General features: G+C 70.4%; 8 protein-coding genes. 7 read left to right on the top strand and 1 reads right to left on the bottom strand.

Annotated features, from left to right (window positions below):
• Nucleotides 1–11 precede the first annotated feature (11 nt).
• From ACFFC4_RS19255 to ACFFC4_RS19225, 7 genes are read left to right on the top strand one after another with little or no spacing between them, the layout of a single operon-like run.
• On the top strand, nucleotides 12–458 hold the full coding sequence (locus ACFFC4_RS19255; protein WP_375503871.1) for a hypothetical protein: 447 nt from the start codon (nucleotides 12–14) through the stop codon (nucleotides 456–458).
• Complete coding sequence (locus tag ACFFC4_RS19250; protein ID WP_375503869.1) at nucleotides 458–4,576, top strand: amino acid adenylation domain-containing protein; 4,119 nt, start codon at nucleotides 458–460, stop codon at nucleotides 4,574–4,576. The genes ACFFC4_RS19255 and ACFFC4_RS19250 overlap by 1 nt, the downstream gene beginning before the upstream one ends.
• Nucleotides 4,569–7,388, top strand: coding sequence for an amino acid adenylation domain-containing protein (locus ACFFC4_RS19245; protein WP_375503867.1), 2,820 nt, complete (start codon nucleotides 4,569–4,571; stop codon nucleotides 7,386–7,388). Before ACFFC4_RS19250 ends, ACFFC4_RS19245 begins: the two co-directional genes overlap by 8 nt.
• Nucleotides 7,389–7,391: 3 nt before the next feature.
• Entirely contained in the window at nucleotides 7,392–16,964 is a 9,573-nt protein-coding gene (locus ACFFC4_RS19240; RefSeq protein ID WP_375503866.1) for an amino acid adenylation domain-containing protein, read from the top strand.
• Complete coding sequence (locus ACFFC4_RS19235) at nucleotides 16,961–18,466, top strand: condensation domain-containing protein (RefSeq protein WP_375503864.1); 1,506 nt, start codon at nucleotides 16,961–16,963, stop codon at nucleotides 18,464–18,466. Before ACFFC4_RS19240 ends, ACFFC4_RS19235 begins: the two co-directional genes overlap by 4 nt.
• Nucleotides 18,463–21,663, top strand: a complete 3,201-nt coding sequence (locus tag ACFFC4_RS19230; protein ID WP_375503862.1) for an amino acid adenylation domain-containing protein — start codon at nucleotides 18,463–18,465, stop codon at nucleotides 21,661–21,663. The genes ACFFC4_RS19235 and ACFFC4_RS19230 overlap by 4 nt, the downstream gene beginning before the upstream one ends.
• The gene (locus ACFFC4_RS19225) at nucleotides 21,663–22,427 is read left to right on the top strand and encodes a thioesterase II family protein (protein ID WP_375503860.1); all 765 of its coding nucleotides are present in this window, start codon (nucleotides 21,663–21,665) and stop codon (nucleotides 22,425–22,427) included. The genes ACFFC4_RS19230 and ACFFC4_RS19225 overlap by 1 nt, the downstream gene beginning before the upstream one ends.
• On the opposite strand, the gene ACFFC4_RS19220 is transcribed toward ACFFC4_RS19225, so the two are convergent.
• Nucleotides 22,424–23,950, bottom strand: coding sequence for a sialidase family protein (locus ACFFC4_RS19220; protein ID WP_375503858.1), 1,527 nt, complete (start codon nucleotides 23,948–23,950; stop codon nucleotides 22,424–22,426). The genes ACFFC4_RS19225 and ACFFC4_RS19220 overlap by 4 nt on opposite strands.
• Nucleotides 23,951–24,096: the final 146 nt, after the last annotated feature.

The raw sequence follows: 24,096 nt of genomic DNA, 5'->3' as shown, positions 1-24,096 counted from the left end.
TAGCCGCGGGCGTGGAGACGCTCGATGAGATCAGCGTCGCAGTGGTCACGAACCCAGCAGAGATATCCTCTGTTCACGCGGGCGAAGAACTCTTCCGCTTCGTCCAAGAAAATGTCTGGGTGACCCCCCTCGCCCAGGCGAATGATGCCGTTGCTGAACGGTCCGGGATGGGGGCCACCGGTGAAGAAAACATGATCATGGGTTCGGTCCACGACGCCACCCGCCGAGCGGGCGCAGTGCGCGAGATAACCGGCCAGGTTCTCGTCACCGGCCAGTCGGGCGCGCTGGACGAATCCATGCCTCACCACCGCCCCTTTCCCTCCGAAACGTCACAATGCGACCGGTTTTCCGGTGCGCACATTCTCGCATCGGCGAGCGACACCCGTAAATGCCAGCTATGGTTCGGCTTCGGCGGCTCGGACTGCTCGGTGGTAATGCCACCCCGGGGTGATCGATAATGGGGGGGAACGTGATCGGGTCGCGTGAAGCTACCGGTCCGTCTGCCACCCGTGCTGACGACAGCACCGAGCGTCGGTCCGCCACCGACGAGCGCAACGCCGCCCTGGCGGTTGCTCTCAAGCAGCGATTGACAGCGCGCGCCAAGCAACAGGACGAGATCCCCACACGCGACCCCCGTATCCCCCGCCGCCTGTCCTTCCAGCAGGAGCGGCTGTTCGCTCTCGACCAGATCGTCGACGTGCTGCGTGCTTACAACCAGTCGCAGGCGTTTCGCATCCGCGGTCCACTCGACGTTCCCGCTCTCGAGCTGGCAGTCCTCGACCTCCAGCGCCAGCACGAGATCCTGCGCACGCGGGTTCGGCTGGCAGGCGGCGACATCGAGGTCACGCCGGTGGAGCCCATCCCGCTACAGCGCATCGAACTCGCTCCGGAGACGCTCGTCGACGAGCGCCTGCGGCGGGAGTGGGTCACCCGTGAAGTGCAGCAGCCGATCGAGCTCGCGACGAACGGGCCCCTGCGGATCACGCTTGCGAGCGCTGCACCCGAGGACCACCTGATCGTCATCTCGCTGCACCACATCGCGTGCGACGACGTCAGCAAGCGCTTGCTGTTCGACGACCTCGGCCAGTTCTATCGCGCTCGCGTCAACGGTCACGAACCGTCGTTGCGGCCTGCAGCGCTTCAGTTCAGCGACTACGCGCACTGGCATCGGGAACGATTCGCCGGGCACTCCGGCTCGAGCGACGTCTCGTGGTGGTCGGACTACCTCGCCGGCGCCCCGGCCGCGACGACGCTCCCGCTGGACCGCCCCCGGCCCGCCGTTGCGACCGATCGTGGCGCCAAGTTCCGCTCGCAGCTGGACGCTGCCACGGTGTCCGCGATCGAGGACCTCGGGCGACATCACGGGGCGACGCCCTACATGGTCCTGGTCGCCGCGTTCAGCTGGGTGCTCGAACTGTTCGGCGGCGACGGCGACGTCGTCCTCGGGACGCCCGTCAGCGGACGCGACCGGGCGGAGCTCCGCTCGATCATCGGGCTCTTTCTGAACACCCTTCCGTTGCGGGTCTCGACGACCGGCGACGTCAGCTTGGGCGATCTGGTCGAGCGGGTACGGACATCGGTCGTCGGCGTGCTGGGCCATCAGCACGTTCCGTTCGACGTCATCCTCGACGCCGTGCAGCCTGAACGTACGGCGTCCCACGCGCCGATCTTCCAGGTGATGATCACCATGCGCAGCGAGTCGGCCACGCAGCCCCGGTTCGGTGACTCCGTCGTCGAACCCGTCGGCTACGACGGCGGCTGGGCGAAGTTCGACCTCGGCCTCACGTGCGTCGCCGGCGAAGGCGGTTCGCTCGACGTGCTGTGGCAGTACAGCACCGACATCTTCGAGCGGGCCACGATCGAGCGGCTGGCGGCCTGCCTGTCGTCGGTTCTCGACATCGGCTGCCGGCGCCCTGACGTCGCGCTGCGCGAGCTGAGCGCTTCCGCCGACCCGGCGATCGAGGCGTGGAACGACACCCGCGTCGACGACGTGCCGGACGTGCCGGTCCACCAGCTCATCGAGGCCCAGGTCGACCGGACGCCCAACGCCGTGGCTGTGCTCGACGAGGCGACCGCTCTGACCTTCCACGAGCTCGACGCCCGGGCCAACCAGCTCGCGCACGAGCTCATCGCCCGCAATGTCGGCGTCGGCGACGTCGTGGCCGTCGCCATGCAGCGCTCGGTGCACGCCGAGGTCGCGGTGCTCGGAATCCTGAAGTCGGGCGCGGTCTACTTACCGATCGATCCCAAGTACCCGGCAGCCCGCCAGGAGTTCCTGCTTCGTGACAGCAGCGCAGCACTCGTCCTGACCGACCGCAGCTGCGCCGGTTCGGTGCCGCTGGGAACGCCTCGGCTCCTCGTCGACGGCGATCCCGACCCCGTCGCCGCACGTCCCACCGACCGGCCTCGGGTGGCAGTACGCACCGACGACCTGGCCTACCTTCTCTACACCTCGGGCAGCACCGGGCAGCCGAAGGGTGTGCTCTGCGAGCATCGCGGCCTCGTCAACCGCCTGATCTGGATGGCGGCCGAGTACAGCGTCGGTCCGGACGACGTCGTGCTCCAGAAGACGCCCCTCACCTTCGACGTCTCGGTGTGGGAGCTCCTGCTCGCCCCGATGACCGGTGCCCGGCTGGTGATGGCGCGGCCCGACGCGCACGGCGACCCGGCCTACCTGCGCGAGGTGATCGACGCCCGCGGTGTGACGATGGTGCACTTCGTGCCGTCCATGCTGGCCGCGTTCCTGCTGACCACGCCGACCGGCAGCTGCCCGTCGGTGCGGCTGATCTTGTCCTCCGGCGAAGCGCTCCCGCTCGAGACCGCTCGGACCTGCCTGCGCGAGCTGCCGCACAGCGAGCTGCACAACCTGTACGGCCCGACGGAGGCGTCCATCGACGTCAGCGCCACACGCTGCGCACCCGGGGACGAGCGCATCACCATCGGTCGTCCGATCGCGAACATGCGGATCCACGTCCTTGACCAACAGCAGCGGCCCGTGCCGGTCGGTGCGGCCGGCGAGCTGTACCTGGCCGGGGTGGGTGTGGCGCGGGGCTATCTCAACCGACCCGACCTGACCGCCGAGCGCTTCCTGACCGAGCCGTCCACCGGCGAGCGGATGTATCGCACCGGCGATCGCGGACGGTGGCTGAGCGACGGCTCGATCGAATATCTCGGCCGGCTCGACGACCAGGTCAAGCTGCGCGGCTTTCGCATCGAGCTCGGTGAGATTGAATCGGCACTGGCGGCGCTGGACGGGGTGGCAGCAGCGATCTGCGATCTGCGCGGCACCACCGTCGACGAGCAGCGGCTCATCGGCTATGTCGTGCCTGCCGACCCGAGCGCCCCACCCGAAGCGGGCGAGCTGCGCAGGCAGCTGGGCCGCCTCCTGCCCGCATACGAGGTCCCGTCGGCGATCGGTGTCATAGCCGCGGTACCGCTGTCGGCCAACGGCAAGGCCGACCGCCGCCAGCTGCCCGACGTGGGCGTGGTCGGCTCGGCGATCGCGGTCCAGCCGCGCGACGCGATCGAGGTCGAGGTCGCCGCCGTCTGGCGCCAGGTTCTGGGCGTCGACGACGCGCTCTCCGTTCTCGACAACTTCTTCGACGTTGGCGGGCACTCGCTGTCGGCACTGCGGCTGTTCGCAATGCTCGAGAAGACCCTGCACGTCAAGATCCCGCTGTCGATGATGATCCAAGGCGTCACGATCGCCGACATGGCCGACTACGTGCGTCGCGCGCGAGCAGGAGACAACCACGCCACCAACCTGTTGGTCCCGATGCGCACGAGCGGTGACCTGCCGCCGCTGTTCGCCATGCCCGGTCTGCGCGGCGATGTGCTCGTGTACCGGCAGATGCTCGCCGAGCTCGATCCCCGGCGGCCGGTCTACGGCGTCCAGTGCCGCGGCGTCGACGGGCGTTCGACACCGCGCACGACGATGAAGGACATCGCCGCCGACTGTGTCAGCGCAATCCGGTCGGCTCAGCCGAGCGGTCCGTACTACGTGTTCGGGTACTGCTTCAGCGGCATCGTGGCCTACGAGGTGGGCCGGCAGCTGCGGGCCGCCGGCGAGCAGGTCGCTCTCGTTGGGATCATCGACGCAACACCGCCACGCGGCGCGCTGCCCTCGACCGCCAACGGCCGCTGGCAACATCGGCTGCGGCTCGTCAAAGGCGGACGCTCGCTGTTCGATCTCGTCGGCATGTTCGTCCTGCGGCGTGTCCGCTGGAGGCTCGCCGTCGCCTACAGCAAGCTCGGACTTCCCATCCCCCCGAAGTATGTCGACTTCTACGCCGCGAACCGCAAAGCGCAGCTGTCTTTCGTCCCTGAGGCCGCCGACCTGCACGTGACGCTGATCCGCAAGGCTCGGGCCGACACCACACTCGTGCCGCAGGACCGGTGGGCGACCTTGGCTGCTCGGGGGATGGACGTCATCGTGCTCGACGCCGAAGGTGCCGATCACCACAAGATCATCCAATCGCGGTTCGCCGGCCAGGTCGCGCAGGCCGTGAACATCGCCGCGCAGGCTGCGGCAAGCCGATCCGGTGCTCGCGCTGTTCCGGGTTCCGGCGATGAGTGAGCCGAACCCGAGCACGCAGATCGCGGCGTACGCGCTCGGCCGCCAGCAGCGACGCCACTGGCGGGCGGGCATCGAGCAGGAGGTATACGTCCACGTCGTGGCTCCTGCGGGACTCTCGGAGGCGACGGCTCGCAAGCGTCTCGACGACCTCGTCGAGCGACATGAGGTCTTGCGGTCGCGGGTCGTCGTTCCGGCGGGCCTGACCGAACCGATCCAGGAGGTCACGCAGACCCCGGCAGTCCAGCTGCGACTCGTCGACCTCGGTGGTCCCGCGCCGCGGCTCGAGCTTCGCGCCAATGCGCTGGTCGCCGATGCGCCGACACTGCAGTACCTGGCCGGGTTGCTGATGACCGGCGACCCTGGCGTCGAGGACCCTATCCAGTACGCCGAGTACGCCCAGTGGCAGGACGACCTCGCCGCAGAGCCGGCTGAGGGCGCCGCTGCGTTCTGGGCCAGCCTCCACGAGCCGTCGTGGACGAACATCATGCAAGCGACGCCCGTGAACCCGTACGCGGGCGTAGCTCCCCCAAGCTCGCCGGTCGAGCTGCACAGCCCGCCCCGTGCCCACGCCCTGGCCCTGCTGGCAAGCGCTGCGTCGCGGCTCACCGGCGAGGATGAGATCTGGTTGGGTGTCGAGCTCGACGCGCGACGCGGCGGCGAGCTCGACGGCGCCGCAGGTCCGTACAGCGAGGTGCTGCCGGCCCGGGTACCCGTCGCGGCCACCGACACGCTCGCCGCCGTCGAGCTCGCGTGCGAGCGCATCCTGGCCGATCTAGAGACTTTCCAGGAATGGGCGCCGGACGCGATCCCCGCCACCGCGCCGATCGTCCTCGGCCTCGCCCCGTCGAGCGCGTCGGCGCCCAGGCCCGATGTGCAGGTCGAGCTTCGGGTGCCCGCGGGCGGCGGCGAGGTCACGATGGTCGGGGGCGCGGTCGCGGTGCCTAGAGTCTCCGCCGCGCTACATGCGCTCGCGAGCGCAGACGGGGCAACCCCGGTGGGCGCGGTCGATCTCTTCCGCTCCGACGCACTGCAGCCCGCCGTCCTGCAGGCTCCCGCCGTTGCCGACGGCCCCTCGGTCCTGGACCGCATCGCCCAGCACGCGTCGAACGACCCCGCGCGTGTCGCCCTCCGCGCCGGGGATCGGGAACTCGGCTACGGCCGGCTCGTCGCGTGTGCCACCGCTCTCGCCGGCGAGCTGGGATCCACCGGGGCTCCGATCGCCGTCCTGGCCGAGCGAAGCATCGGCGCCGTCGCGGCGATCCTGGGCGCGTTGGCGTCCGGACGTGGCTACGTCCCCGTCGACCCCGCCCAACCAGAGGCGAGGCTGCGCGTCGCGCTGGAGGACTCCGGCTGCGACGTCATCCTCGCCGACGCCGACGCGGACCTGGGCGGCCTTGCCGCCGTCGTCGACGCCGGCTGCAGGCTGATTCGGGTCGATCCCGAGGCCGCGCCCTCGTCCGCAGGTGCCGCCCTGCCCGAGGCGCCACCGGACGCCTTGGCCTACGTCATCTACACCTCGGGCTCCACGGGCGCGCCGAAGGGCGTCGAGGTCACCGTGGCCAACCTCGACGCCTACGTCTCGGGTGTGAGTTCGGCTTTGCGGTTCGGGGCGCACTGGAACTGGGCGCTGGCCTCGTCGCCGGCCACCGACCTGGGCAACACCGCGATCTTCGGGTCCCTGGCAGCGGGCGGCGCACTGGTGCTGCTCAGCGCCGACGAGGTGCTGGACCCGACCGCGTTCGATGCCGCGATCACCACCCACCGCGTCGACGCGATCAAGATGACGCCGTCGCACCTGGCCAACCTGCTGGCCGACTCCGAGCCGGCACTGCCGAGCTCCCTGATCGTCCTGGGCGGCGAGGCCCTGCCCTGGGGGCTCGTCGACCGGATCCGCGCGCAGTCCGACGTCCGGATCGTGAATCACTACGGCCCGACCGAGACCACCGTCGGCGCGGTGGCACATGAGGTCTCGAGCGACGAGCCGCACCGCGGCTCCTCGGTGCCCATCGGCCGGCCGCTGCCGGGCGTCGCGGTCGCCGTGCGCACGCCGACCGGTGGTGTCGCCCCGACCGGCGCCATCGGCGAGTTGTGCATCAGCGGCACCGGCGTCACCCGCGGATACCGGCATGACGCCGAGCGCACCGCCGCCGCCTTCGTCGACTTTCCGGTTAGCGGACGCAGCTACCGCACGGGTGACCTGGTTCGCATCGCGGACGGTGAGGTCGAGTTCCTCGGCCGCCGCGACGGCCAGGTGAAGATCCGCGGTTTCCGCGTCGAGACCGGTGAGATCGAGGCGGCACTGCTCGCCCATCCGGGGGTGCAACGCGTCGCCGTCGTGCTGTCGAGCGACGACGGGCCACCACAACTCGTGGCCTACGTCGTGTCGCACTACCACCCCGGCCCGGACGACGCGGACTTGCGCGAGCAGCTGCGCACGCGAGTGCCGGACTACATGATCCCGGCTGCGTTCGTCGCGCTCGACGCCATCCCGCTGACCGCGAACGGCAAGCTCGACCGCGCCTCGCTGCCCACTGCCGCCCCCACCACCACCACGTACCGCGAGCCCGAGAACGTCGTCGAGAGCGGGATCGCCGACATCTACGCCGAGCTGCTGGACGTCGAGCGCGTGGGTCGTGACGACGACTTCTTCCGGCTGGGTGGTCACTCGCTGCTAGCGACGCAGGCAGTCATGCGCATCCGCCAGGCGTTCGTCGTAGAGCTGCCGGTCCACAGCCTGTTTCTGGCTCCGACCGTTGCCGGCCTGTCTGCACAGGTCGAGGCGATGCTGCTCGACTCCGACGACGAGGCGTAGGCGGTGGCCGCGGCCGACAACAGCGACAGCGACCTGGTGCTCGCCCAGCTCAGCCCGGCGAAGCGGGCGCTCTACGACGCGCTTCGCCGCCGCTCCGTCGCCGGAATCGAGCCGGCGCGGACCGACCGCAACCCCGGCACGCTGTCGTTCGCGCAGGAGCGGTTGTGGGTGATGGAACAGGCCTTGCCCGGTGGTGCGGCCTACAACATCGCCCGATCCGGGTGGCTGTCCAGCACGCCCGACATCTCGGCGCTGCAGCGGGCGCTGGATACGTTGACCGCCCGGCACGATGCCCTGCGGACCACGATCGTCGCCGTCAACGGTGTTCCGCAGGCGCACCTGGCCGCCGAACCGCACGTCGAGCTCGAGCAGGCGGTGGTCCCCGACGACGACGCAGCGCTCGATCTGGCGACGTCCTTCCGCGACCGGCCGTTCATCCTGAGCGAGACGATCCCGTTGCGCGCGCTGCTGATCCGGACCGTCGATCGGTGCCTGCTCGTCGTCGTCGTGCACCACATCGCCACGGACGACAGCTCCCGGACGCTGTTCTGGACCGAGCTCTCGGCCGCGTACCAGGCGGCGTTGCACAACGATGAGGTCGCAGACCCGCCGCCGGCCTACGGTGACTTCGCCGCGTGGCAGCGCGGCCGGGTCGCGCAGATCCAGGACGCCGAACTCGCCTTCTGGTCGGCCCGATTGCGCGGTGCTCCCCTCGCCTCGGCGTTGCCGGCCGACCGGCGCCGCCCGGAGACCCGCGCCTGGACCGTGCAGCGTCGCTCGACAAGGCTCGATCGAGCACTCACCGAAGATTTGCGCGAGTTCGCAGCCAAGGAACGCTCGACGCCGTTCATGGCCGCGCTGGCCGCGTACGCCTACCAGCTCACCTGCTGGACCGGCGAGTCCGAGGTCGTGCTCGGCATGCCCGTCACGGTGCGCGGACCGGAGCAGTTCGAGTCCACGATCGGCCTGTTCGTCAACACCGTATTCGTGCGCATCGACTGCTCGGACGCGCCGACCTACCGTGAGCTGGTCGGACGAACCCGGCTGGCCGTGCTCGAGGCGATCGAGCACGCCGAGCTGCCGTTCGAGGTCGTTGTCGATTCGTTGTCCGTCGGTCGCGATCCCCGCAGCCACATCGTGCCGATGATGGTCAACGGCGCCCGGCGCACGGCGGAATCGCTGCACCTGGGCGAGCACCTGCTCACCCCCGTCGAACTGCACTCGGCGACCACCAAGGCCGACCTCGCGGTGCTCTTCACCGACCACGGCAGCGGGTTCGACGTGCTCGTCGAGTGGGCCGACGAGCTGTACCACCGGCAGACCGTCGACGTCGTACTGGACCAGTTCAGCGAGCTCCTCACCCGCGCGTTGGCCGAACCGGACCTAACCTTGGATCCGACGCTGCTCATGTCGGACCGCCAGGGCCGAGCGATGGCCACGGTCAACTCGACCGCGGCCGAGACCCCGGACTGCACGGTGCACGAGCTGATCGCCCGGCAGGCGGCCCGAACGCCGGATCGACTCGCGGTGGGCGACGATCGCGGGCCGTGGCTCACGTATCGAGAGCTCGACGACCGTGCCAACCAGCTCGCGCACAAACTGCGCGAACGCGGGGTGGGCGTCGGATCGCTGGTAGCCGTCGCGATCGCCCGTTCCGTGAGCATGCAGATCGGGATCCTCGCGATCCTCAAGGCCGGAGCCGCGTACGTCCCGCTCGACGCCAGCTACCCGGCCGACCGACTCGAACACATGCTCGCCGACTGTCAGGCGCAGGTGCTGCTTTGTGACTCGACCGCCGCGTCGACACTTCCCGCGCATCCGAACGCGCTGCTGGTCGATGACCCGTCGATCGCACAGCTGCCGAGCACGCCGCCCGAGTCGACGAGCACGCCGAGCGACCTCGCCTACGTCATCTACACCTCCGGCTCGACCGGCCGGCCGAAGGCGGTCATGGTCGAGCATCGCGGCGTCGTGAACCGGCTGCGGTGGGGCCAGCGCGCGATGCCCCTGGGGTCCGACGACATCGTGCTGCAGAAGACGCCGCTGAGCTTCGACGTTTCGGCCAACGAGGTGCTCTGGCCGCTCACCGTCGGCGCCAGGTTGTTCATGGCCGCGCCCGACGGTCACCGCGACCCACGCTATCTCGCCAAGACGATCCGTTCGCGCGAGATCACGACGGTGCACTTCGTGCCGTCGATGCTCGCGGTGTTCCTCGAGTCCGTCGACGACGGCCGGGGCGCCTCGTTCCCGGCGCTGCGGCGAGTCCTGGTGTCCGGCGAAGCGCTGCCCGAGCACGCACGCGACCGGTTGTTCGAACTCCTCGACGTCGAGCTGATCAACCTCTACGGGCCCACCGAGGCCTCCATCGAGGTCACGGTCTCCGTGCAGCAGCGCGACCCCTCGGCGCTGGTCACGATTGGCCGGCCGATCGACAACATGAGCGTGCGGGTGCTGGACGACCAGCAGCGGCCGTTGCCGGTCGGCGCGGTCGGCGAGCTGCACCTGTGCGGGGTCGGGCTGGCCCGTGGGTACCTGCGCCGACCCGAGCTGACTGCCGAACGCTTCGTCGACGCGCCCGACGGCGCGCGGCTCTACCGCACCGGAGACCGGGTCCGCTGGACCAGCGACTACGAGATCTTCTATGTCGGGCGCGACGACGGCCAGATCAAGCTGCGCGGCCAGCGGATCGAGCTCGGCGAGATCGAAAGCACCCTGCGCCGTCACGACGGCGTAGGGCAGGCGGCCGTGATCGTCACACCAGGTCCGGCCGACGATCCGATCCTCGCTGCGTACGTCGTACCGTCCGACAACGCCATCGTCCTGGACGATGTCATCGCCTGGCTGCGCACCCGCCTACCGTCCTACATGATCCCGACCGCGGTCATGAAACTCGACGCGATTCCCGTGTCGCCGGCCGGTAAGCTCGACATGGCCGCGCTGCCGACCGTCGATCTCACCTCGGCGTCAGATGGCGACGAGCTGCCGCCCCGCACCGACGACGAGAGGCTCGTCGCCGAGGTCGTCGGCGAGATCCTCGGCGCGCCGATCCGCAACGTCGAGACCGACCTGTTCGCGCTGGGCCTGAACTCGCTGTCGGCAACGCGCGCCGCCGCCGCCCTGCAGAAGCGCGCCGGCGTACACGTCGAACTCGGCGCCGTGTTCAGCTTCCCCACCGTCGCGCTGCTGGCCGCGCAGCTCGATCGCGGGGCAGTGATCGACGGCCCCGCACCCGACGTGGCGCACGCGGCGAACGATGCGTTTCCGCTCGCACCCGCCCAGGAGCGGATGCTCTTCCTGGCCGACTTCAGCGACAGCACCACGTTGTACGCACTGCGCCGGGTGCTGTCCGTCGCGGCGCAGCTCGATCCAGCGACGCTCCGCGCGGCGGTCGAGGCCCTCGCGGCCCGTCACGATGCGCTACGAACGACGATCGTCCGGACGGCTGACGGGCCCGCGCAGGTCGTCGGCGACGACATGCTGGTACCGGTGGACGACGTCGACCTGCGCGGCGACCCGACCCCCGAGCAGTCGATGCGTGCCGATATCGATGCGCGGCACCGGCTCGGCTTCGACCTCGAGCACGGCCCGCTGTGGCGGTTCACTAGCTACCGTCTGCCGGCCGGCACGGTGCTGCTCGTGCAGTGCCACCACATCGTCGGCGATGCGGTGTCCCTGGACGTGCTCGTGCGCGACCTCGCTGCGGCCTACGACCGGATCGCGGCCAGCGAGGCACCCGACGCGGCGACGACGGGCGGCGCCTACCGGGACTACGTGAGCCGGGCCCTCGTCGACTCACCCGAGAACCAGCTCGACTACTGGCGCCGCGCCCTTGTCGGAGCTCCGGACGTCCTCGACCTGCCCGTCGACCGGCCGCGGCCGGCCGTACCGAGCTATCGCGGCGAGCGGGTGACCCTGCCCCTGGGCGCCGGGCTACGCGAGCAGATCGCGCAGACAGCGCGCCGGTGTGCGACGACGCCGTTCACGGTGGTGCACGGCGCGGTGGCGCTGCTGCTGTCCCGCCTGTCGTCCTGCACCGACATCGTCCTCGGCGTGCCGGTCAACGGGCGGACCGCGCCGGAGTTCGCCGAGACGGTGGGGTTGTTCGTCAACACCGTCGTGCTGCGCGCCCAGGTCGCGGACTGCGACACCGTCGAGGAGTTGCTGGCCCAGCTCAAGTCGGTGATGGCCGGCGCACAGCGCAACCAGGGCGTTGCATTCGAGAGGCTCGTCGACGAGCTGAGCCCACGCCGCGACGCCAGTCGCAATCCGCTCTTCCAGGTGCTGATCAACTACAACTCCACGGGCGCACGCCCGCACCTGGCGGGCGTCGAGCTCCGGCCCTTCGACGTCGAGGTCACGTCCGCCCGCTTCGAGCTCTCATTCGGGTTCGTCGAGTCGCCGGACGGCTTGACCATGGGCATCGAGTTCAGCACCGACCTGTTCGACCGGTCGACGATCGAGGGGCTGGCCGCCCGGTTCGTGCGCGTGCTCGAACAGCTGCTCGCGCCGGACACGTCGCTCGACGACATCGAGGTACTCCTCCCGCACGAGGTGCAACAGCTGCAGCGCTGGGGGCGCGGCCCGGAACTCGACCTCCCGCCGGCAACGACACTCGACCTCATTGAGCGACAGGCCGAGGCACACCCCGACCGCATCGCCGTCGTCGCCGACGACAGCCGGCTCACCTACCGCCAGCTGCTCGACCGGGCGGCGGCGTTGGCAATTCGCCTACGTCGGCACGACGTCGCCGGCACGCACGTCGGCATTGCCCTGACACGGGGCACCGACCTCGTGGTCGCCCAGCTGGGTATCTGGGCCGCCGGCGCGGCCTACGTCCCGCTGGACCCGGCCTTCCCCGACGCGCGTCTGCAGTTCATGGTCACTGACGCCGACATCGGGATCGTGGTGGGCGACGAGGTCTCGGCGCCTGCGTTGCGCAGTCTGGTCGGCTTTGTCCCACCGGTCGAGGCGGCCGCCCCCGCCCGCTCGCCGGGCTGGCGTGCGGACATCTCAGCGGATGCCCCGGCATACGTCATCTACACGTCCGGCTCCACCGGGCGCCCGAAGGGCGTGGTGATCGAACACACCGCGCTTGTCAACTTCCTGCTGTCCATGGCGGCCGAGCCCGGGTGCGGCCCCGACGACATTCTCCTGTCCGTCACCACGATCAGCTTCGACATCTCGGGCCTGGAGCTGCTGCTGCCTCTGCTGTGCGGGGCGCAGGTCGTGGTGGCCACCGCCGACGTCGCGGCCGACCCCTACCAGCTGGCCAGGACACTCGCGGACGCGAAGGTCACGATCATGCAGGCGACGCCGTCCACCTGGCGCCTGCTCGTCGAGTCCGGCTGGGCCGGGCAACCGCTACGCGCGCTGTGCGGCGGCGAGGCACTGTCGGCGGAGCTGGCCGCAGCGCTGGTCAGCCGGGTGGCCGAGCTGTGGAACATGTACGGGCCCACCGAGACCACCATCTGGTCGACGTCGGCCCGGCTCGCACCGACGACCCTGCCGCCGGTGACGGTGGGCGGGCCCATTGCGAACACGAGCGTGACGGTGCGCGACGGCCGCCTCCGGCTCGTGCCCCCTGGCGCCGTAGGCCAGGTGTTCATCGGCGGCACCGGGACAGCCCGCGGCTACTGGCAACGGCCCGACCTGACCGCCGAGCGCTTCGTCGTGCTCGACGGGCACCGGGTCTACGCCACGGGTGATCTCGGGCGCTGGCGTGCGGACGGGCAGCTCGAGCTGCTGGGCCGGATCGATCATCAGGTCAAGGTTCGTGGCCACCGCATCGAGCTCGGCGAGATCGAGACGCGCCTCGAGCAGGCACCGGGAGTCGCCGAGGCGGTCGTGGTCGTGCACCAGCGCGACGAGGGCGATCAGCGCCTCGTCGCCTACGTGACCCCGGCCGACCCCGGCGCGCCGCCCACGCAGGACGCCATCGGCGCCGCCCTCCGCGTCGACCTGCCGGCGTACATGCAGCCCTCGGCCGTCGTCGTCCTCGACGTCCTGCCCCGGACGGCAAACAACAAGGTAGACCGGGGCGCGCTGCCCGTGCCGCGACCGGAGGCACCGCGCGCCTTCAGCCGACCGCAGACCCCGCTCGAACAGCGCCTCGCCGATGTCTGGGCCGACTTGCTGGGCATCGAGGACGTCTCGATCGACGACGACTTCTTCGAGCTCGGCGGGCACTCGCTGCTCGCCGGTCGGATGGTCACCCGGATCGGTGAGGTCATCGACCGGCCGGTGCCGCTGCGCCTCGTCTTCACGACCGGCACGATCCGCGCCCTCGCCCGGGAGCTGGACGTCCCTGCGACGCCCGGCAGCGCGCCGGCCGACGACGTGACGCGGCGCCTCGGGCACCGCCTGGAGGCGGCGTCACTGACTGACCCCGACGCCGTGGCGCTCGCCCTCGACGGCGGCGTGGCGCAGCCCGTCGACCCCGAAACCTGGGTCGACGTCCTGCCCGCATCACCGGCGCAGCAACGCATGTGGATGCTGCATACGCTAGATCCGTCGTCGGCCGCGTACAACGTCCCCACTGTTCGGCGGGTCACCGGACCGCTCGACGCCGCTCGGCTCCGCTCGGCCCTGACAGCGCTGGTCGGACGGCACGAGATCCTGCGCACGACCTACCAGCAGGTCGGCTCGCGGATCGCACAGGTCGTCCATCCGGCGGCGCACGCCGCCGTTGAGCTGACCCTGCGCTCCGCGACCTCCTGGTCGGAGATCGCCGACGAGGTGCGTGCCGAGGGCCATCGCCCGTTCGACCTCACCGTTGCACCGGCACTGCGCGCCTGCGTGTGGTCCCTGCCCGGCGAGGTCTCCTACCTGCTGCTCACCGCGCACCACATCACCCTCGACGGCGGGTCGCTGCCCATCCTGCTGCGCGAGCTCGCCGCCGGCTACGACGACGCACCGCTGCTGCCCGTCAGGCAGTACGCCGACGCAACCGTCACCCGGCCGCCGACCGGCGACGACGACGACGAGCAGTTCTGGCGCTCGACGCTGGCCGGAGCGCCGACCGAGACGACGCTCCCGCTCGACCGCCCTCGGGGCCCCGACGTCTCGACCCGCGGCGGGCGCGTCCGGCGACGGCTCGGCGCGACGTGTGTTCGCGACGTCGAGGCCCTCGCCCGCCGACACCACGGCACGGCCTACATGGTCGTGCTCGCCGCCGTCGGCGCGCTGTTGCACCGCCATGGCGCAGGCAACGACATCGTGCTGGGAACGCCGACCTCCGGCCGCACCAGCGTCGGTAGCGCAGACGTCCTCGGACCGTTGATCAACACGCTGCCGTTGCGGCTGCGCGTCGAGGATTCAGTGACTTTCGATTCGCTCGTCGGTCACTCGAGAGACGTGGTCACCGAAGCGCTGGCGCACGACTCGTTGCCGTTCGAGGCGATCCTCGAGCTCGTCGACACCGTGCACGACCGGGGCAGCCATCCGCTGTTCCAGGTCGTCGTCGCCGGACAGGCGTCGAGTCCGGAGCGCATCCGCTTCGGGACGGCGTCGCTCGAGCCCGTCGCGATGGACTGGCACGAGGTGCGCTACGACCTCACTGTGCTCGTCGACGCGATCGGCGATCACCTGAACCTCGCCCTCGACTACCGCGCCGAGCTGTTCGACGACCACACGGCGGCCCTCCTCATCGACCGGCTCGCGACCCTGCTCGCCGGTGCCGTCGCACACCCGCACACGCCGATCGCCGATCTGGTCGTGCTCACCGACCGAGACCTCGACGTCATCGGGCGGCTCAACGATCGGGCCGACGACCGGTCCGAGGACGCGCGGCTGCTCGTCACCCGGGTTCGTGACGTCGCAGCCCGCGAGCCCGCCACGATCGCGGTGCGCAGCGGCGACGTCTCGTTGACCTTCGCCGAACTGGTCCGTACCGCCGACGTCGTGTCCGCCGATCTCCGCGCCCGTGGCCTCGGCTCGGGCGACGTCGTGGGGCTCGCGGTCGGACACCACGCGGAATGGCTGATCGGGGTCCTGGGCATCTGGGGCGCCGGCGCGGCCTACCTGGCGTTGGACCCGCTAAACCCCCCCGTCCGCTCCGGCGCAGCAGTTGCCGAAACAGGCACCAGCCTCGTCATCGGCAGCGCGGCCCCGCCGCACGCACCGCACTTCCCCGGCGTCGAGACCGTGGCGCTCGACGCCGCCGAGTTGTTGCGTCGCGAGCCCGTCATGACCGTCGCCTCGACGCTGTCACCCGAGGCCCTTGCCTACGTCGTCTACACGTCCGGCTCGAGCGGCGAGCCGAAGGGCAGCCTGATCGAGCACGGCTCGCTGACCGCTTTCATGCACAACCTGCACAGCGCGCTGCCCGATCCCGAGCGTCGGCGTACGTACTCGATCAACGCCCCGTTGGCTTTCGACGCGTCGGTGCAGCAGCTCGTACATCTGGGCTACGGCAACACCCTCGACCTCGTGCCCGACGACATCCGCCTCGACCCGCGCGCGATGGTCGCCTACCTGCGCGACCACCGAGTGGACGTCCTGGACTGCACGCCCACCCACCTGCGCATGCTCATCGCACAGGGTCTGCTCACCGGACCGGTCGACCACGACCAGTTCCCGGGCATGCTGCTGGTCGGCGGTGAGGCGATCGAGAATGACCTGTGGGAGCAGTTGCGGGCCGCAGCCGTGACAGCGTTCAACTGTTACGGACCCACCGAGGCGACGGTCCAGGCTACGCTCGCCGATGTCCGGGAGACCAGCTCGCCCACACTCGGTCGCCCGCTGCCCGGGGTCCGGACCGACGTCGTGGACGCGAACGGGCGCCCCGTCCCGGTCGGCGTACCCGGCGAGCTGCGCATCGGCGGTCCGCAGGTCGGACGGGGCTACCTGCGACGGCACGAGCTGACCGCCGAGAAGTTCGTTCCCGCCCCGGACGCAGCCGGCGGGCGCGCCTACCTGACCGGGGACCTGGTGGCGCTCACCCGAACGGGGCGGTTGGACTTCCTGGGCCGCATCGACGACCAGGTCAAGGTGCGCGGCCACCGCATCGAACTCGGCGAGATCGACGCGGCATTCAACGCGCTGCCCGACGTCGCGCGCGCGGTCACCGTCCTGTGCCAGGTCGACGGTGCAGCCGACCTCGCCGTGCATCTGGTGCTGGCTGCAAGCGGCGCCCCCGAGTCCACGACCTCGGTGCCGGATCGGGTCTCGGCGATCCGGCACGAGATCCGTGACCGGCTCCCGGCGTCGATGCAACCGCGTTGGGTCGTCGTCACCGACCACCTGCCGACCACCGGCAGCGGCAAGATCGACCGCGCCGCTCTCGCCACTGTCGACCCGCGGCCACTGCAGACCGGCGGGCCGGAGACACTCGATCTCGACGACCCGGCCCAGGAGCTCGTGGCCACGGTGTGGGGTGACGTCCTGGGCCCGACACCGTTCAGCCCGGACGACGACTTCTTCGACATCGGGGGTAATTCGCTGCTGGCGATCTCGGTGCTGTCCCGGCTGCGCGAGCTCGGCGTCGACCTGGCCGTGACCACGATGTTCGACCGTCCCACGCTGGCCCGCGTGGCGCAGGCCGTGACCGACGAACTGCTCGGTTCGGATCACCCGTGACGCAACATCAGCCGACCGAACGGCGCGAACTACTGCGTCGGGAACTCGAACGGCGCAAGGCGGCCGCCGGCGGCCGGACCGAGATCCGACGTCGGCCCGCAGGCTCGGCACCGATCCTCTCGCTGGCGCAGGAACGCCTCTGGGTCCTCGATCAGATGTTTCCCGGCCGCAGCACGTACAACGCGACGATGACGATGCGACTCGAGGGTCAGCTGCACGTCGACGCCCTGCGCGCGGCGCTGACCCACGTCGTCGCGCGCCACGAGGCGCTGCGTACCGTCATCCGCCGCGACGCGGAAGGACGCCCGCAGGCCCAGCTGCTCGCGCCCACCATCGGCTGCCCGTGGGACCAGTCCGACCTGCGCGCCGAGCCGGGGTCCGTGGACGCCCGGCTCGCCGCCGCCGCCCTCGAGCCGTTCGACCTCGCACACGACGTCCTGCTTCGGGCCCACCTGTGCCGGGTGAGCGACACGGTCCACGTCCTCATGCTGGTGACGCACCACATCGCGACTGACGGCTGGTCACGCACGCCGTTGTTCGAGGAGCTCACCGAGTTCTACAACGCTGCTGTTGAAGACCGCGAGGCGAAGGTGGCCGACCTGCCCGTTCAGTACAGCGACTATGCGGCGTGGCAGCGGGCCCTGGTCGGCAGCGACCACTTCGACCGCGTCGTCGATTTCTGGCGCGACGAGATCGCGGGGGCCGACCTGCTCCTCGAGCTGCCCGTCGACCGGCCGCGCCCGGTCGAACGGCAGTTCACCGGCCGGCGCCTGGCCTTCGACGACCCCCGGCTCGGCGAGGACATGCGTGCCCTCGGGCGGCAGGCCTCGGCGACCCCGTTCATGACCTATCTCGCCCTGACCGCGACGATGCTGCACGCGTTGACCGGGCAGACCGACTTCCTGCTCGGGTCGCCGTCGGCGAACCGCGAGCGTCCCGAGACGGCGCCGCTCATCGGGTTCTTCGTCGACACCATCATCCTGCGGGTGCGTCTCGACGGCGATCCGACCTTCACCGAGGTGATCGGTCGGGCGCGCACCGCGGTGCTGCGCTCGCTGGGCAATCCCGTCCCGCTGGACAAGCTCGTCGAGGCGTTGCGGCCGCGGCGCGTGCCCGGGGTCAACCCGCTGTTTCAGGTGAATTACCGCATGCAGGGCGCCGCGCCGCCGACCCCCGCCCTGTCCGGGCTCACGTCGACGAGGATGTTCACCGACACCGGGACGTCGCGCTTCGACCTCGCTTTCGGATTCGTCGACACCCCGGGACCGCTTCGCGCGTACTTCGAGTACGACGGCGCACTGTTCGACGAGACCACCGTGCAGGCCTGGGCGGACACCCTGCTGATTCTCACCGCGGCCGTGGTCGGCGAGCCGACGCGCAGGCTGTCCGAGCTGACGGCGCTGGCCGGTGACGAGCTCAGGCGCCGGCGTCCGGCGCCTGCCGTTGCCGCCGCGCCTGCACGCCGGGCAATCCGTCGGATCCGCCCCACGAGGACGCCATGACCGGCCCGCAGAGCATGCCCGCCGCCACTCTGCCGGACCTGCCGTCCTGGCTGGACCGTCTGGAGGGCGTGCCCCCGGTCCTGGATCTGCCTGCCGCGAGCTCTCCCCCGCAGCCGGCACGCAGCCGTCGGCTGCACGTCGCCCACGCCGACTCCGAGCGGTTGGGGTGCTCGGTAGCCGCACTGGTGACGCGTTACTCCGACGCCGCGCGAGTGGCTGTAGCCGTGGGGCGCGGCGGGCAATGGTCAGTGGTCGTGGTCGACCTGGGTGACGGTCCGGGTCCCGACGTCGCGCTGGCCCGTTGGCAGGCGGCAACCGCGTGGTCGGCCGGCCACCCGATCGACCTCTCCGCGCTGCAGCACGTCGCGGGTGACGGGCCCGCCGTTGCCGCGGTGGCTGTCGATCTCGACGGCAGCGGATGGCCCGACGCCCTTCCCCCACCCTCTCTTCAGGTCAGCCTGCGCGAGTCCGGCACGGCCGAGGTCGATGTGCACGGCGACACCTCCGGGACGGTAGCAGCGACCGTCGCCGGTCACCTGGCTGCCATGCTGGCCGGTTGGCGGGACGACACCTCCCTGGCCGAGGTGGAGATGCTCGCGGACGACGAGCGGTCCCGGTTGCGTGAGCTCGCGTGGGGCAGCGATCTGCCGCTGCCCGACAGCACCGTCTGGGATCTGATCGCGGCCGCAGCTCGCGCGCGACCCGATGACGAAGCGTTGGTCGACGACGAGCTCCGGCTGTCCTACCGCGACCTCGTTGCGAGCGTCGAGGCCCACGCGAGCGACCTGGCCGAACGCGGGATCGGGCCGGCCGCGCTCGTCGGGGTATGCGTGCCCCGCTCGGCACACATGGTGGTCGCCCTGCTCGCGGTCCTGCGCTCCGGCGCCGCCTACGTGCCGATCGATCCCGACTACCCACGCAGACGCATCGCCATGATGGTGCAGGACGCCGACCTTCGCATCGTGCTGTCCCGGCCCGATCAGCGCCCCGATCTCGGGGCCGTGGAGCACCTCGACGTGGACGCTCGGCGCACGGCCCCCTCGGCGACGACCTCCCCACCCGCGGCACCGACGCAGGCGGCGCTCGCCTACGTGATCTTCACCTCGGGCTCGACCGGCCGCCCGAAGGGCGTGATGATCGGCCATCGGGCCCTGCTCAACTTCGTTCTCGCGATTGCCCGACGTCCGGGCCTCGTCGCAAGCGATCGACTGCTTGCCGTGACCACCCTGTCCTTCGACATCGCTGCCCTCGAACTGCTCGTACCGCTGTCCCTGGGCGGTTGCGTCGTCGTTGCTGCTGCGGAAGCGACGAGTGATCCGCACGCACTCCTCACCCGGATGCACGAAGAACGCGTCTCCGTCATGCAGGCGACCCCCGCCACGTGGCGCATGCTGATCGATCACGGCTGGGCCGGTGACAACGATCTGCGGGTGCTCTGCGGCGGGGAGGCCCTGCCGACCTCGCTCGCCGTCGCGCTGGGCGAGCGCTGCTGCGAGCTGTGGAACATGTACGGCCCGACCGAGACGACGATCTGGTCGCTCGTCGGACCGGTCGAAGCGCCGTACGCGCCGATCACCATCGGTTCGCCGTTGCCCAACACCGGCGTGTTCGTCACCGATCGGTCGCAGCGGCCGGTGCCGATCGGCCTGCCCGGCGAGTTGCTGATCTCGGGTGACGGCCTCGCCGAGGGTTACCTCGGACGAGACGACCTCACCGCCGAGAGGTTCATCGAGCGGGACGTCGACGGGCGGCGCCTACGGCTGTACCGCACCGGTGACCTCGTGCGCTGGCGCGGGGACGGCCGACTCGAGTTCATCGGCCGGTTGGACAACCAGGTGAAGGTCCGCGGCTACCGCATCGAGTGCGGCGAGGTCGAGACCGTGCTGGAGGAGGACCCGGAGATCGCTCAGGCTGTCGCCGTGGTGCGGCCCGCCGGGTCGGCAGGGGTGTCCCAGCTGGTGGCCTACGTCGTGCTGCGGCCTGGTTCGTCGGCGATGCCCGGCGCGATCCGGGCTCGCGCGCGCGCGTCGCTTCCCGACTACATGGTGCCGTCGGTCGTCACGGTGCTGACCGAGTTCCCGAGGACCCTGAACGGCAAGGTCGATCGAGGGTCGTTGCCGGCGCCGGACGCGCTGGCAGGACGCGGTGCTGGGGTCGATGCGCGTACGGCCACCGAGACCGAGGTGCTGACCATCTGGCGTGGCGTCCTCGGCATCCCGGATCTCGGGGTCGAGGACGACGTCCGTGACCTCGGGGTCGATTCGCTGACGATGGCCAGGCTGTTCACCGCCGTCGGTCGGGCGACGCACACAGCGCTGTCGCCGGCCACGTCGTTCGAGGCCCCGACGGTCGCACGCCTCGCCGCCCTGATCGAGTCGCGACGCGGGGGTGAGCACGGCGAGTCGACCCACGCATCGTTGACCCCGGTGCGGCTCTGCGCTGACGGCCCGTCGCTCTTCCTCGTGCACGGCGGCGCCGGCACGGTGCTGCTGTTCGAGCCGCTCGCCCGCGGGCTCGGCGACGCCGCGTCCGTCTATGCCTTCCAGGCCGCCGGGCTGCTCGGCGACCGCGCGCCGCACGGCTCGGTGCGCCAGATGGCTCGCGCTTACGTGACCGAGATGCGTCAAGTGCAACCCGCAGGCCCGTACCGGATCGGCGGCTACTGCTACGGCGCGTTGGTTGCCTTCGAGATGGCCCGTCAACTGACCTCGGCCGGCGAGACGGTCGACCTGCTCGTCTCGTTCAACGGCCCCAGCCCGTCCTACATCCGGCGGTTCAGACCCCGGTTCGACGGTGACGGTGCGGTCGAGCCGAAGACCGGTCTGCGGCTGCGTTTCGGGGCCGCCAGTCGGCGTCGGCGTCTGCGCCGGGCGCGCCGTGATCTCGGGCTGCTGCGTGCGGTGCTGCTACGGCGCCCGCTTCCTGACGGCCTGCGCGAGACCACCGGCTTCCAGCGGCTGTCCGAACTTGCGCAGGCCCGATACCGACCTCGACGGTGGTCCGGGGATCTGGTCGTCGTCGCCGCGGCGGGCCTCTACCACCAGCCTGACCTCGGGTGGCGTCAACACCTGACGGGCACGGTGCGCACGATAGAGGTCGACGGCGAGCAGATCACGCCCCGGCAGACGATGGCCGACCAGTTCGTGGACCCGGTCGCCACCGGCCTGGCCAGGATTCTGGGCCGGCTGGAGCGCTGATGACCGGTGGTCGCTCCCTGGTCCGCCGCCCGCGATCGACGGCGGCCCGGTGGCGGCTGCTGGGCATCCCGCATGCCGGAGCTGGGGCTGCAGCACTGTCCAGCTGGTTCGCCGCGGCACCAGCCGACTGCGAGGTCGTCCTCGTCCGGCTTCCGGGACGGGAGAGCCGGCTGGGCGAGTCCCCACCGGAGTCCGCGCAGGCTGCCGCCGCCGCCGTCCTGGACGATGTGCGCGAGCTGCCCGAGCTCCCGATGGTGGTCTACGGCTACAGCATGGGCGCGTTGGTGGCCTACGAGCTCACCAGGTTGGCGAGCCGGAACGGCGGGCCTGAACCGGTGCTGCTGGCCGTCGGTGGGCACGAGGCACCCCACCTGCCGCGGCGGCACGCCGCCATCCACGACCTACCCGAGGAGCAGTTCGTCGCGGCGCTGCGGGCGCTGGGCGGGACGCCCGAACAGGTGTTGACCATGCCTGAACTGTTCGCGTTGCTGGCCCCGACCCTGCGCGCCGACCTGCGCATCGTTGAGACCTACCGGCACGCCCACCCGACTCCATTGACGGTGCCGATAAGCACGTATGCCGGTGAGCACGACCCTGACCTCGACCACGGCGCGGTCGGAGCGTGGGCCCACCTCACGACTGCAACGTATCGCCAACGGCGCTTTCCCGGCGGCCACTTCTTCTTCCTCGAGTCCGGCGGAGCGGACCTGATGTCGAGCGTCATCGCCGACAGCCTGCGGCACCTCCCGCCACGCGGGCCCTAACCCCAGTTCGGCGGCAGGGTCAACGCGAACTCGTTCTGGTGATACGTCAGCGGCGTCTTCGTCGTTTTCGGTGTCGGTGCGGCCGTCGCGATCGAGGCGACGGTAATGGCACTGCCATTGCAGAAGCTCACCGACTCGTAGTCGCCGACCATCGGGCCCTTGTTGCCCTTGGTCAGCCAGGACAGTGGCATGGGCGTCGGGTTGATCGTGTACGGCGCGCTCCAGGTGACCCCGCCGTCGTAGGACGTCGCGTACTGCACGCTGAGGCGGCACGTCGAGCTCGTGCACGCTGCCGTCGGATAGGTGTAGTAGACGACCGAGAGCTGTGCGGTGGCACCCGAGGTACCCGGCGCCACCGCGAAGCCGGGTATGAACCTGTCGACCGTCGTCGTCGTAGCGTCGATCGCCACGCGGCGAGGCGTACTCCAGGTGGTCCCGTTCGAAGTGGTGGCGAAAACGATGTCGTTGGACGCGCATTTTGTTCGGAAGCGGCAGTCACCCCAGGCCGCGTAGATGACGCCGGCGGCGTCGACGTCGACCGTAGGCTTGTTCAGACCGCGGATGCCCCCGGCCGGCGTGTGGTAGCTGATGGTGGCGAGGGGCGTTGGAACCGACCAGGTCGCACCGGCGTTTGACGACTGGCTGGCCATCAGCTTGGACCCGTTGACGCCGTTCTTCAGGTCGGTCGCAACGACCACTACCTTGCCCGACGGCTGAACCACGACGTTGGTGTTGTAGCCGGCGATCGCCGCGCCGGTTGAGGACGGGATGCTGACCGGCGCCGACCACGTGACACCGCCGTCGACACTGGAGACGGCCGCGAGCAGCTCGCCGCTGTCGATCTGCGAGTACACGACGTAGCAGTTGCCGTAGTTCGGGCTGGTGGTCGTGTTGTCGCAGGACACCCAGGCCTTGTCAACATTCGTCGACACCGCGACGGAGGGCGAGTTCCAGGTGACGCCGTCCGCGGACGTGTTGACGAGCAGGGCCGCTTCCTTGAACGTGTTGTTGGGCGCGGGCAGGTACGGGACCGACGGAGCGACCCACGTGCCGTACTTGGCCGAGTAGCCAACGCTTTGGTTCACCACGAGCGGGTAGGCCGCGTTCGGCGACGGCGACGAACTCGTGAGCCCCGGCAGCAGCCCGTGCTGCCAGGTCTGGCCACTGTCCGTCGAGGTGGACCATCCGATTGCCTGCGCGCCGTAGGTCGGATAGTTACGCCCGACCTGATAAGTCGACACGACCGAGCTCCCCCAGGAGAAGGTATCGGTCTCGACCTCGGTCTGGTGCTGCGTGTAATCGGCGCTGTTGGCCTTGAGCACCGGCAGCGTGTCATCCGCGCCGACCTGCTGAACAGTCGGAATGCTTACTGTCGAGGGGTCGGCAGCGGCCGTTCCCGCGAATGCCAGTGCGGCTGCGGCAAACACCGTCGCAACGACAATCAGGCCCCGAATCCGTCCCCGCGCCGTAGCTTGCAGCGAGTCCGGTTGGGCTCGGCGCACCGAATTGACCTGGTCGTTCATCGCGTCCTCCCCCGACGGCAGGCCCACTTAGGGCCATACCTGCCCTCGAACACCGTCAGTAGCAGGACGATCCGCGGCAAGCGAGGAGATCCTAACCCGGCGCTTTCACGCTGACAGCGTGGTGATCAACTGAAAAGTGCTCCAGG

Source organism: uncultured Jatrophihabitans sp. (genome assembly GCF_964244045.1).
Taxonomy (GTDB): domain Bacteria; phylum Actinomycetota; class Actinomycetes; order Mycobacteriales; family Jatrophihabitantaceae; genus Jatrophihabitans.
This window is presented reverse-complemented; position numbering and strand designations above follow the sequence as displayed.